This is a genomic window from Pseudomonas sp. GW821-FHT09C10 (genome assembly GCF_059418085.1).
This window is the reverse complement of record NZ_JBWKPE010000001.1, coordinates 30,897-45,155: the sequence shown is the minus strand read 5'-3', so window position 1 is coordinate 45,155 and position 14,259 is coordinate 30,897. Positions and strand designations below refer to the sequence as shown.

Annotated in this window: 6 protein-coding genes; all 6 read right to left on the bottom strand. The window is 53.8% G+C overall.

Annotated elements, in window-relative coordinates; translation table 11 throughout:
• Nucleotides 1-11: 11 nt before the first annotated feature.
• Nucleotides 12-260, bottom strand: coding sequence for a flagellar biosynthetic protein FliQ (locus AC07OT_RS00125; protein ID WP_495107052.1), 249 nt, complete (start codon nt 258-260; stop codon nt 12-14).
• Nucleotides 261-610: 350 nt separating this feature from the next.
• Entirely contained in the window at nt 611-1,039 is a 429-nt protein-coding gene (locus AC07OT_RS00120) for a tetratricopeptide repeat protein (RefSeq protein WP_150675587.1), read from the bottom strand.
• Nucleotides 1,040-1,104: 65 nt separating this feature from the next.
• Nucleotides 1,105-1,803, bottom strand: coding sequence for a hypothetical protein (locus AC07OT_RS00115; protein ID WP_495107051.1), 699 nt, complete (start codon nt 1,801-1,803; stop codon nt 1,105-1,107).
• A gap of 2 nt (nt 1,804-1,805) precedes the next feature.
• Entirely contained in the window at nt 1,806-2,549 is a 744-nt protein-coding gene (locus AC07OT_RS00110) for a hypothetical protein (RefSeq protein WP_495107050.1), read from the bottom strand.
• 187 nt (nt 2,550-2,736) lie between these two features.
• Complete coding sequence (locus AC07OT_RS00105) at nt 2,737-3,186, bottom strand: SMI1/KNR4 family protein (protein WP_495107049.1); 450 nt, start codon at nt 3,184-3,186, stop codon at nt 2,737-2,739.
• 7 nt (nt 3,187-3,193) lie between these two features.
• The gene (locus AC07OT_RS00100) at nt 3,194-14,251 is read right to left on the bottom strand and encodes an HNH/ENDO VII family nuclease (protein ID WP_495107048.1); all 11,058 of its coding nucleotides are present in this window, start codon (nt 14,249-14,251) and stop codon (nt 3,194-3,196) included.
• Nucleotides 14,252-14,259 lie beyond the last annotated feature (8 nt).

Here is a 14,259-nt window from a genome sequence, read left to right as displayed (position 1 = left end):
CGTCAACACGACTAGAAGCCAGCAGCCTGAGTGAGTGCACTCAGCGCAAACTGCTTGAGGATCGTCAGCATCCACCCCCCCAAAACCAACAGCATCACGACGGTGATGATCAGTTTAGGGATGAACGTGAGGGTCATTTCCTGGATCTGCGTGGCCACCTGAAGAATACTGACCAACAGGCCGACGATCAGGATCGCCAATAGCAAAGGGGCGGCAACCAGGGCTGCAGTGAGCAGCGCTTCCTTGAGCGCGTACAGCATGAAATCCTGTGTCATCCATGTCCCCAGGTAACGCATTTTGATCCGGAGACATCACATGCCACCCAGAGTTCCATGGCTAGTAGCCATTATTTTGCTGGCTGATCATAGCCATTCCCGAAGTCGTGAAACAAGAGGGGACGGAGGAAAAATAAAAAGAGTTTTTTAACGTTTCTTTTGAATAGAGCGGCACGCAAAAAACCATCCAAAAGCGGTATGCCTTGGCACCATGCCATCTCCAATCGACAGAGAAAATGCTTGGCTTTGTAGCTAAGACAGACGCTCATGCCATCTACCCAAGGCCTGAAGAACGCACCATAGCTATCGTCAATAGTCAAAAGCGTTGCTCTACGTCACAATTTGGCCCGTGCTTTTAGGAAACTCAGATAGTGTGAACTCTCATTCGCAAAAATCTCTTGCCCCGCCCCCATATAAGCTCGCATCAGCTCGTCTGCCGCACTGTCCTCTTGTCCCTCATCGAGATAAACCTGCCCAAGTCGCAAGTGCAAAAATGGATTACCGATGCCACCAGGACAAGTCATTGCATACTGCAATGCATCACGCGCAGAAGATTTGTAACCAGATAGAAAACACGCATCTGCTATTGCGGCCAGAATCCAGGTAGAGGCTTCCCAACTATTTTTAGGTTCGGGAACTGATCGCCAGGCGCGGTTGTACTCGGCTATTGCCTCCTCATGGTTTCCTTGCTCAGCCAGCATGTCACCGGAACGGCAATATTCTTTTATTTTTTCATGCAGAACGACATCAAGCTCAGCACTCATATTCACATCCATTTAAGCCACATGAAGCCGTTCGAAAAACGCCAAACAACCAAGGCCAAACCCCACTACCATCGCCAAAGATGAACGCTGGATCCGGAGTAATCGAGATATTTAAGAATAGCCCCCAGTCTATAATCAACAACGAGCCCATTATCTAACCCACCGCCTTCCGATTCATAGCCATTGACATAAAACGCGTCCACTGCCCGCTGGCGATAAAGATCGTCCGCCGTGTCAACCTCACCCACACCTTCACACTTCAAAATATCAAAGTAGAGTTGGTAGGTTTTTGCAGCGAGCGCAGATCTTTTCACTTTTGACAACCTGATTAACTCAACAGCAACGGCATCATTGAAAGAGCTAATCGACTCCCCCGCCAAAATCGCCGCCAAGATACAGTCCAACTTCCGATCTGGAGGTTCAATCGACTTACAATCTTTTTCCACTTCTATTTCTCTATCAATAAGAAATGCAAGAATCTGTAACTTTTCGATAGGAAACGCATTTTTTAAGTTAGCTTCAGGATCTAGCTCAAGCAGAGCCTTCACACTTTCCAAGCCTCGCTCCACACCCTGCTCAATGAATGATCGAGGATTTTCTCCACTCCGCCATGTAATCAACGCCTGCATTAGCTGACTCAAAAAAATCTGACGACTGTTAAGTGAAAGCAAATGATAATTTTCATGGTTTTTGGCGTATAAAAATCCCTCTTCAAAAGTACTGACTTGTTTTGCGTAAAATCGAATGCTTTCTATAGACGACATGTTCAATTCCTACCAATACTCACAACCTCTCCAGATCTAAAATTGAAGCCCACCACGCCATCTTTAGATACGTAACCAGCCAAATACTTGTCAAGCACCCCGTCAGCCTGCTTCAACAAATGGCAATCATCAAACTCACCATTCTTGATGTGGTACACCTTATGATCACAGCGTGCCTCATCGAGAAACAAGGCATCTCCACTCTCAGTTAGTAACCAGCACCTTAACTGTTTTGACCCTATTTTTTCTTCCAGCGCTCTCATGGCTGACTTTTTACCGCCCACATGAATACGATATTCCTCAAGAGTCATACGTCCAGAAAAATCAAACAACGAATTTATCCATCCTGACGGCTTAGTTGAAGACTCTGTTATCACGAACGAATTAAATAGGCGATATAGCTCGCACCACTTCAAAGGGAGCATGGCATGCTCAGAATCATATAACTGACCCGACGTAGGTTCGTTTACATAAGTCAGATTAAAGAAAAGATTACCTTCTTTCTTTTCGCAAACTAGAAAGGAAAGAACAAGCCTGGACCCTTTAATAAATGCCGCAACGGGAGATGGCCAGTTTTCCTCCATTGCCTTCGCCGTCAAGGGAAATGCAGATACAAAACCTGGAAAAAAATTGCTGACGGGAGCCCCTAAAGCCTCCCTGATTTCCGGCTTTAAACGCTCCGCAACCGAAACATCCAGGTCGTCGCTGGACGAGCAAATGAAGTCATAATCTAATTTATCCAGCATCACTTTACACCCAATCTATTAGCTGATTGATAGACACGAATTTGATTCTGAATTAGCCGCTCCATTTCCCGCTGGGTATTTTTAAGACCTTCGATATATTCACCATACAGATTATCCTTCCCATAAGTCTCCCACTTAACCGAAGCCCCTTTCAACGCATTAAATCCTTTGGGCAACGACTGTAAACTTACAGTCGATCAGACTCTTCCTCCGATAACAAATACTCAACAAAATCCAAGTAGGAGCCCCACACCTCAGGCGCTGTCATCAATGCGTCTCTACCTAGGCGATTAACATCAATTGCATCACACCAGAGCACCTGACCCAATTGGGAGTTGCAGTCCATCACGATTAAGCCTTCAGCAGGTTCGCCCAACACAAGATAGTTTGGTAAAAGTTGCCCACTGTTTCTCAAGCGTTTCGTTTCACTAAGAACATTAGTCGGAGACTCCCAACCGATCTGGTGCAGCGGTAAAACGTAAATGCCACTTCCGTCAAAAAACTCCCCCACCAATTTGAAGCTAGTGGGAAGTGATATTTTCAACTCGTGTTCCAGATTTTCAATAAAATCCGGATCCACTGCGCGAATACCATTCAACGACTCAAATCGATTCTTTACCTTCTCTAGACTTGACATACCAACCTCACTGATTCTTTACGCGCCACTGCCAATATTCTCTAGTATCGACTGAAAAGGCCCGTCTATCAATTGGAAAGTTTGGGTTTGGAATATTTTTCCCATACTGACTATGCAGGGCATTTTGACCAGGTGTCCCTACTCCGTGGTAACGAGTACTCGCCTCAGCCAAGGCACCGCGTGAATCCTGCCCCATATGATGTAACGTAGCAAAACTACCATCACGCAACTGTGGAGACAAACCTTTTGCAGCCGCCTCTGCATTCGATCTTCCTATGAAGTCTTTAGGCCCATCACTGCGAATAATCCCCCAATCGACATCATTTCTTTGAATGACTGTATAGGTTTGGCCAGTACCTTTTGGCCTAGTAGCGGTCCATTCCACCTTATCAGTAAAGTAAATGTTATCTGCGAATGTCTTCCAAGGTTTAGCAGCGTTCGTCAATGTAGTTTCAATGACAGGCACGTCATCACTAATCAAAATAACGTCTTGTAACGTCGAGGTCCGAGATGCGGTACCGATATTAACGCTGAATGCATCCGACTGCATTACACGGGCAAGTGTTAGATCAATCTTGTTAGACAGCATGGTCGAAGGCGCAAGTAATCTCCCAGTAAGTGTGCCTCCGGGCAACGACAGCATAGACACCATCACGTCCTGACTCGCCTGATCAAAAGTACGATCCCCCACTGCGGCCCACGCAATTGGGATAGCGTTCGCTCCAGCCCATACTGTATTAACTCCAAGTGCCACACCATTATGGATCATAGAGTTCAAACCATAAGTCATATCAAGCAGTGAGCTACCCGTCTCGAAATGAGTCGGAAAGGTACTCATTAGATCGGTATCTTCATACACGCCAGCGGAAAACAGCGGCTCCGGCTCTTTAAACAAAGCCCGCCGCAACTCTACGGGTAGCACACCCTGATTTTTTTCAGTTTCACGCGCTAGAAAACGAACTTCCGCCGTTGTTAACGTATCAGGCAACTCCCCACTATCCAGCATTTTTTGCCATTGATTAGTGGCAAGCGAAGCGACTAAATTTTGCTTAGATGCATCTTCAACACGTAACTGACTCACCATAAAGTCACCCAACGTGTTGCCGAACGCATCGGCCGCAACCTGCCCGAAATCAGGTCGAGCACCTCCAAACCATTTATCTTTCAAAACCGCAGAAGCATAAGCACTGATCTGCCCACGCACCGTTGAACTCACTAAACCAGGGCCATTCCCACCTACATACCCGGCGACGGTAGCTCCAACTGCAGATGCCGCAACATTGCGCCAACTGAACGCGTTATCCAGCCCCACCACCCGGCTGGCGATCTGGCTGTTGGCATAGTTGAATGTCCCCAGTGCCGCGTAGCCGGTGCCGTAAGTACCTCCGCTTTTCATGGCTTCTGCAGCAGTGCCCGCCCATGAGCCCAGCGCCCCGGTCTGTGCCAAAGTGCCAAACCCTGAGGTGAGACCGGCCGTCAGACCACCGACAGCCACTTGTTTCCAGGAAAAACTATCCACGACCCCCATTGCCCGGCCGGCCAGTTGAGAGGCGGCGCCGCCCACTGCGCCAGCGAGCATCGCAACGCCCAAAGTGCCCCATCCCGCACCGGCGATGGTGCCGGTCATCACGGCGGCTCCCGTCGCAACCAAACCACCTGTGGTTGCAGTGGCTCCCACTGCAAGCGGCGCAGCGGCACCAGCAGTTAGAACGCTAGCCACCACAGCAACTACCACCATGACAACACTGGCGAGACCGCTGCTTTTCTTTTTCTTTGGTTTGGGTGGCGGTGGTAAAGTCGGACTAGGGGTGGTATTACCGACTACATCATCGGCGCTATACACCTTAAAAGTAGTTGAGTTATTGCGAGTACCACTTACGACATTTGGTATTCTAATGCTTTCGCCAACCAACAATGTTTTACTGGGATTAAGGCTATTCGCATCTGCTATTAAATACCACATCCCCGAATCGCCCCAGACTGCTTGGGCTATAAGTTCAAGTGTGTCCCCCTGATTAACGATGTACATCGATGGATTGAGCCCAGGGTATTCAGAAGAGATAGGCGCAAAAGTATCGCTTAACTCCGCAACGCTTGCAGTACCGACATTAGCAAGCGCCTTACCCTCATAGTAGTAATAGTTTTGCGCAATCCCGTTACTTTCATACCCAGCTTCATACCTTGCGATTAATTTTCCGTCGCGATCGGATGAAAAGGTACGATAGCCAACACCATTAAAAATAGAATCCAGGCTTCCTCTTGCAGTGTAATTAAACGAACTAGTCCCGGGACTACCCCCCAAGCTCCAAGTCGCTACAGTCTCTCGCTCCTTGTAGGAGTCCATTAGGTAGTAAGTTTTACTATAACCTCCCGTATAGCTAACACCCGTGCCATTGCTATTATAAACCACATATCGATAGGATTTTTGGTTTCCTACCGCATCAATCATACCGCTCTCACCATAATAAGTAGCTTGAGAAACCTTTTGCGCACCACCTGCCATCTTATAACTTAACTGAGAAACTATTTTGCCATCCCCGCGATAACTATAGTTACTTACAGTCGTGATCAGCCCACCACTATATCCAAGCTGACCTATGCGATTGCCGCGCCCATCATAACTATTCGAAAAATCAAGGGATACTGAGCCAACCGATACTATTTCTTGTAAACCATTAGCACCCAAAGCACGATTAATGTTCTGGCTTCCCGAACTTGAAACTTGTCCAGCATCATTGTAAGAGTAGTTATTGCGGACATAAACGTCGTTCGCCCCCGCGGTGTTCCGCCACTGCTCTGAAGACGCGCGACGACCGACCATATCGTAACTGATGGAATACCCTTTTGTTTTATCTCCAACCTTGCCCGAAACAATCAAACCGGCAGATACGTAACCATCACCAACTAGAACTCTATCTTCAAGATCAAATTTGTTCCAGTTTTCGATGACTGTCCGCGCCCCAGCTTGATTTGTTGCATCCATCAGAGTACGACGACGATTCCCATACTCATCAAAATCGTATTTAAGTGAGTCTATTCGTGCACTGTATGCCAAAGACTTCAAGACGCCGTATGTAGTGGTTCCCGCCGGAGCCTTTGTTTCTTTCAGTCTGGCCCGCTCGTCAATCTGATATCGTGTCTCCATACTGGAAAAAATATCTTCTGCCAGCACGATTGTAGTTCTGTATCTATGCGAATCAACCGAGCGAACCTTGTCACCCGTCAAATTATAATAATAAGTAGACGTCTGCGAGTCGATTTCACCTGGCCCCCATTCCGACGCTGCATCCTCTACCGACTTCAAAGCACCATTCGAATAATAAACATAATTAACCAAAGATGTTATATCTACATCTTGAAACACCCCTGGACTAATCTCTATCCTCCAAGGCATTATACTTTTTAGAACCTGGCCAAATGCATTGTACGAATAGGTATAATTATTTCCGCCCAAATCTTTACGACTTGCTAACCGCCCATAATCAGCCTCATTATAACCCCATACACTTGTATTAGCTAAGCCATCAACTTCCCTAATTTTTTTATTACCCTCACTAAACTCATATGAGTTTTCAACTCGAGACTCATTGCGCGTTCTAACAATATTCCCCCGCTCATCAAACAACGTATACCGCACATTCCCCGCCACCCCAGTCATAACCCCCGACCCACTGGCGCTGGCCAACGTCTCCTCTACCGCACTACCGCCACTGATCTCCCCCACCAACCGCCCCGCCTGGTCGTACTGATTGGTCGACAACGTCACCGCAACGCCATTGCGTACGATCCCGTGCGTCAACTGCCGATCCATCGCGTCGTAGCTGTCAACCAATACGGTCCCCAGCGCATCCTGGGTGGCAACTCGATTGCCGTGGCTGTCCATCAGGTAATTGCGCGAATACCCCAACGCATCGATATCGCGCAGCAACTCACCCACTTGGTTGTAGACATGCTGTCGCGTACGCAAGGCGGTGCTGGTAGGCATGCCTGCATAAGGCCCCACCAGATCCACCTCCTGAATCAACTGACCCAGCACGTCATAACGCTTTTCATGGATCAGGCTGGCACGGTAGCTGGTGCCGTTTTCCCGCAGGATGTCAGTGACCGGCAAGGTTTCGCTCAGTTGCTTGTTGTTGTGATCGTAGGTGTAGGTGGTGATGTAGCCGCGAGCATCGGTGCGGGTCAGCAGGTTGCCCCAGCGGTCGTAGCTCTGGCGAATGATCGGCGTGGCCAGGGTCAGGTTGATGTTGTTCAGTGTGTCGGCGTTGATGTTGGCTTCGAACGCAGGCAAATGTTGCTCAAGTGCTCGACCAAGAACGTCGTAGCGGGTGTAGGTAATACGATCATCTGCGGCGGTGTTGGCGTCGCCGATCTGGTTACTGCGACTGGCCTTGGCATTGAGGTCGTAATCGACGCGGGTAATGCCTTGGGCGTTTTGCTGCTGGGTAACCCTCCCGGCCTGGTCATAGACATAACCAGCTTGCAGGTAGCCATTCAACAACTGGCTGGTCACTTCGCCGAAACGGTTATACACCGCTGAGTTGATGGTGGTTTTCTGGGTGTTGTCGGCGGCCGTATACCAATCGGTGGTGGACAGTTGTTGGCCCATCACATCGTAGGTGTAACCGCGGCGGATGGTCTGGGTGCGAGTGAGCGCCGCGCCGCCAACCGTCCAGCCACTCAAGGTCACGTTGATCTGGCGACTTTCTTCCACGCGCCGACCGGCCGCGTCGACCTTGTAGGACTGCGCCGAACCACTGGCGTCGATGCTTTGAACTTCGTAGCCCGCCGCATCAAAACGGGAGCGTGTGACACGGGTTACGCCGGCCTGTTGATTGCCTGCCGAATCGACCCCGGCACTTTCGGTTTCGCTCACTACTTGGCCGAAGGCATTGAGTGCATAGGTGGTAGTGGGTGACGCATAGACGAAACCGGCGGCAAAGGGATCCACTGCGCCGTTTTTCGCCGTGGCTCGGGCCGGTTCGACCAGCCGCACGGTCTGCCCCAGGGCATTGTATTCGGTTGAGGTGACGTTACCGGCAGCGTCCACCACTGCCCGCACATTGCCCACGCCGTCGTAGTACATCTGGCTGACCAACTGGTTGCCGACTACCGCCACCGCCGACACCGCACCTGACTGGCTATTTATAATCTGTTGCCAGTAACGCACGCCTTCCTGGGTCACTTGACTCAAGCGCCCCATAGCGTCGTAGTCAAAGCGCGTGCTGCGGTCGTTGACACTGGCCAACGGAGGGCTCGGCGGAGTGCTCTCGTCCCAGCCGCTCAGGCCGTTGGCGTACTCGACCTGGCGACTGACCTTGCCCAGCACGTTGTATTCCATGCGGGTGTAGTTGCCCTGGCCATCGACGCTGCCGATGCGTTGCCCGGCCAGGTCGTAGTAGTACACATTGCTGGCACCGCTCTGCACGGTCACGCCGCTGGCGTTTCGCGCGATCAGGGTTTCACGCACCAATTGGCCTAAGGCGTTGTAACTGTAAACCGTAGTCGGCGAGGCGGTGATCAAGGTCGACGTGGCAACGTTGCCAGTGAAGGTGTAGACACTGACGGCGTCCTGTTGCACTGCTGTCTTGCGTCCCAATGCGTCGTAGGTGGTGATCAGCGTTCGGTCTTGTGAGGTATTGGCTATGAGCGTTGAGCTGTTCAGGTCGCTGGCCGTGTAATAACCAGCTGTCGGCGCGGGTGCCGTCAAGGCATTGGCATACCGCTTGGTGGTCAGGCGATTGCCTTGGGCATCATAGGTGTAGGCCGTCACGCCCTTGAGCGGATCAATGTCATGGGTCAGTCGGCCGAGGGTGTCGTAGACCTTGTAGCTGTCGACGAAGTCAGTCACCGGCGCGCCGGTGTTGTTGATCCGGACACGATTTCGCACGGCATTACCGAGTGCATCGTAGGTGACGTCCGTGGTCACCTGCAGCGTATTGGCCGTGCCGTCCGAGGCTTGCTGATAAGCACCGGTGACCTTGTTGTACCAGCCCGGCGCGGTGATCTGCACTTGATGGCCGACAGCGTCGTAGGCATACCCGGTGGTCCTTGCCTGGCTCAGGTCATCGCCAGCCGGCTCAGCAGCCAATGCGCTGCGCAAGCGTCCCGCCGTTCGGCTGGTGACGTTACTCAACGCATCGTAGGTAATGCGGGTGACTTGCAGTAGCGAGCGAGTACTGACCACCCCATTGATATCAATGCTCGACACAGCAACCGCGGGGGTGATTTCTTCTACCAGCCGGTTCACGTTGTCGTAGCGGTAGTTCCACACCGAACCGTTTTTGTTGGTTAAGGTGGTCCGATTGCCCACGGCATCGTACGTGTAGGATTCGGTCTTGCCGGCGGCGTCGGTGACACTGCTGAGCTGCCCGGCGGCGTCGTATACCGAGCGCGTGGTGTACGTCAGCGCGCCCAGGTTAGTCAGCGCGGCAGTCACGCCCTCAAAGGTGCGCGGTGTGCCCGCCGGCATTGCCTTGTCGTAAAGGCGGCTTTCAGTGATACGTCCCTGTTGGTCATACAGTGTTTCTGTAACCTGGTTCAGTGCATCGATGGTCACCCGCACTCGACCCATCTGATCGTAGAGATAGGTGGTGACCTGGTCCTTGGCGCTGGCGCCTGCCGCAACGCTGGCCGGCGAGTTGCCCAAGGCGGCCAGCGCGCTGGCACTCAGCGCGGTGGCGAAACGAGTAGTGCTGGCCAGGCGACCATCCGGATCATAGGTACTGCGGGTGACACCGCCGAGAGCATCCACTGTGTCAGTCACGCGCCCGGCATTGTCATAGACGTACCAGGTACTGTTGCCACCCGGATCCAGCTTGCGAGTCACCTGGTCATTGGCGTTGTAGAAATATTGCGTAGTGAGGTTGTACCCGTTTGGATCAAGTCGTTCGGCGGTGCGACGGCCCAGGTTATCGAATACATACAGAACGATCTGCTGATTCGGATTGGCGGTGGTGCCGCGTGCCACCTGGACCTGTCGACCAAAGCCGTCATAGGTGTAGGTGGTCGTCAGCTTGAGGCCGTTCGGGTCTTGCACCACCGTCAGCAATTGACCCTTGCGGTCGTAGGCGTAGTCAGTGACGCGTTGACCCGCCTCGGTCATACGCACTTTGCGCCCCTGCCCATCAAACGCATATTGGGTCACAACCCCGGCAGCGTCGGTACGACTGATCATGCGATTCGCAGCATCGTAGCCATAGGTCGTCACCCGGCCCACTGCATCAGTCACGCTCAGCAGATGTCCGGCGACATCGTAAGTATTTGTGTTGGTACGACCCAGACCATCGGTACTGGCGATCTGTTGGCCGTTTTTGTCATAGCTGAAGGCCTGGGTACGGCCTTTGCTGTCGGTGATCGTCAGTGTTTCACCGTGACGATTACGCACGGTAGTCATGGCCAGGCCATCCGGCGTGGTCACCACCAACGTGCGCGTGCTGTCGTTGTAGCTATAGGTCGTGATCAGCCCACGCGCGTCCATCTGGCGCAAGACACGGCCAAAGGCGTCGTATTCACGGCCCTGGGTCTGGCTGAGGGGATTGCTTTCAACGATCACGCGACCATTGTCCAGGTAGCTGGTGCTGTTGATCTGCCCTCGCCCATCGATCCTGTTGATCACCCGTCCGAAGGCGTCATAGGAGACTCCGGAGGTGCGCGATAAACCGCCGACGTCCTCTTCCTTGCCAATCAGTTCACCACGCCGGTTATAAGCCAGGCTTTCGCGAATCGTGGTGCCACTGGTGCTGGTACGCAGGCTGCCAACCTGCTCGCCAAACAGGTTGTAGGCGTAGCCAACGGTATTGCCCAGCGCATCGGAACTGCCGGCCAGCGTGCCGGAGGTGGTGTAGGCGTAGAAGCTGCGGTTATCGGTGTTGGCATCACGAATCGCCTGAACCAGTGCATTGACCTGCACCGTCAACAAACCGCCCGACAACGTAGCGGTGTTGGCCGTACTGAGTCGGTTTGTCAGGGTCGCGCGCTCGCTGGCATCACCGAAGGCGGTATAGCGGGTTTCGCTGACTTCACCCAGGGCGTTGATTACATGGGTCAAACGTCCTGCCGCATCGTAGTAGGACAGTGTCCGGTTGCCCAATGCATCGCTGGCGCTGGCGACGCGGCCGGCGGCGTCGTAACGATAGGTCAGACCATATTGCGCATAAACGGCGGCCACTTGGGCGTCGGTCATGCCGACCGTAATGCGACCCGACGCCTCGCCCAGCAGTTTGCCGATGGTTTGCCCGAAGGCGTCATAACGGGTGAGTACACTGCGAGCCTCGGGTGTACCTTGAGCCCGGGTTTCGCGCACCAGGCGTCCTGCCGCGTCATATTCATAGGCGGTCACCGTACCGTCGGTCGCCGTACGCTGGGCCACTCGCCCCTGGCCGTCAAAAGCGGTGGTACTGGTTTGCCGCGCACTGCCGGACACCGCGGCCTTGAGCGTGGCGAACCCTGTATTGCTGTTGACCGCGGCGGTATAGGCTGCTGCGTATCGAACGGTTTGCTGGGTGTTGGTGGCTTCGTCGAACACAGTCTCAGTGACAAACTGCTGCTCATCGAGGCTGCCGACCTGCCTGCCGGCCGCATCATAGAAATACCAGGTCGACAGGCTGCCACCTTCACTTGGCCTCAGTTGATCGAGTGTGCCTGATTCGCGGTTGGCGGCGGCGGTCACTGCGGCATAACGAAGGGTCTGGACCAGTCGGCCAGCGGCGTCATAACGATTTTCCCGCAGGTAGCCTTCAGCATCCAACTGCCCGGCCTGATGTCCACTGGCATCGTAGAAAAACCGTGTGATTCGATCCCCGGCCTGCTGCCGCACCAACTGCCCAAGGCCGTCGTAGCTGAGGGTCGTCACCAACCCCGCCGGTGTGGTGGTGGTACTCAGGCGCCCTGCGGAATCGTAGGTGAAAGAGGTGACTCGATCATCAGCGTTAGCCGGGGGCCGAACCTGCGTCACTTGGGTGACGAACACAGTTGTGCCGTCATACCCGCCAGTGGTATCGATCAAGGTAGCGTAGCGTTTTTCCTGGATCCGCTGCCCCGAGGCGTTGTAGACAAACTCAGTGACGGCTCCCAAGCCGTTGATCTGCGCACTGACCCGTCCCGCCTCGTCATACAGCACATAGGAGCGCACGCCCGTGGCGTCCTGGACCATGGTTTGCCGGCCAGCCGCGTCATACACATACAGCGTCGAGCGCGGTGTGGCGTTGGCGGCGGTTTCGCTTTGTGTGATCAACCGACCCCAGGTGTCGTAGGACTGGCTGATGGTCAGCCCTGCGCTGTTGGTCGTCGTGACTGTACGATTGAGGCCGTTATAGACCGTTGTACGTGTGCCGGATGCATCAGTCTGACTGAGTACTCGGCCCATGCCGTCATACACAATGGAGGTTAGCGCAGCCTTCGCGTTTCTATCAGCTCCACGCACAGCCAGGGTCTGGAGTAACTGGCCGTGTTCACTGTAAATAAACTCGGTAACGTTCGCGGCACTGTCCAGCAGGCCCGCGCCATTGGCAGCCACAGCGGCATACACCACACGACGGTTCAGGTTGCCGCGATAGTCATAGCTCAGTTCGGTCAGCGTCGAACGTGTTTTGTCCCTTGCGGCCGCCCATGTGATCAGCGACGACTCGGACAACACGTCGGCAGGCGCCAGCCCTGACACCGCAAACTGCGCATCACCGTAATTGACTTCCTGCGTACGCAGGCCGCTGGCGTTATAGCGGTACTCCACCACCTGGCCAGCACCATCCACGGCAAATCGCAGACGGTTGTTACTGTCATAGGCGTAACGCGTGACCTGGGCACTGCTCGCAGGCGGTTCGGTCCAGCCGGTGCCGTTGCGGGTCGCAGGCACGCGATAGCGCACTTCGTTGAGCAATTGGTTATCGGCGTTGTAGCTGCGTGTGATCGTGTTACCTGCGCTGTCACGCTCCAGCACCCGATTACCATTGGCATCGTAGCCATAGCTCACCGAGTTGCCGCGACCGTCGACGACCTGGAGCACATTACCGTCGGCGTCGTAGCTGTAGCGCGTGGACAGACGCTGGCCGTTGACTGCCGGCGTGCGTACCTCGATCAGTTGATCCTGAGTGTCGTAGTAATAACTCCACTGCTGCCCAAGCCCATTGAGCACATCGGTGCGACGGTTGGCTGTGTCATAGCTAAAACGTGTAATTCCAGACGCGTCACTGACGATGCTGACACGATAATCGGCCCCCACTTGTTCGTAGCCGAAATTCACGGTGGTGCCATCGCTCTGCGTGACGCTGGCAATGTAGAAACTCGACTCCACGTACGTATAGGACGTGGTGTAGACCTTGCCATCGGCGATGCTGTTGTCTTGCGGGCTCAGGTCAGTGCTGACGCTGGTCAGGCGGCCCAGGCCGTCATAGGTGTAATACACCTGGCGCGTCAGTGCCTCACCTGCCGAACGCCGCGTGTCCAGGCGCTCCAGCTTGCCGGCGGCGTTATAGTTAAGCACCAGCTCCTGACCCGAACTGTCTTTGACGCTGCTCAAACGCCCCTGGACGTCATAGCTGTAGCTGATCTGGGTGCCATTGGCATCGGTAGTGGATACCAGTTGGCCATTCCAGTTGTAACGTTCAGTGGTGCGTCGTGAACCATCGGTCCATACCACTTGCCCTGCGAGGTCGTCCCACGTGAGGGTGTCATGCGCGCCATCACCTTCGGTGGACTGATAGCGTGTTCCGTCCCAGCGATAGACCGCTTTGTGACCATCGCCGGTGATGCGGACCATCTGACTGCCGGCAGTATTCAAGGTGCCCACTAACGTCAGGCTGCGCTCGGCATCCCAGCGCCAGCCATCGGCGTCTGCGTCGCTGAAATCACCTCGGGTGTTGTAGGTCCGGGTATGCAGAAGATCCTGGCCAAGACCGGACAATTGCTCATCGGTAAAACGCAGGACCAGGTTGCCATTGCTGATATTGACCAACGCTTGGCCGCCAACCTGGCCGAGGTTGCCCTGGCCGGGCGAACCGCTGCCACCCAGCGAGTTGAGCGAGGTGTTGAACAGACCCAATCCATTGCCAGCAACGATCGCTACCATTTCCTTGA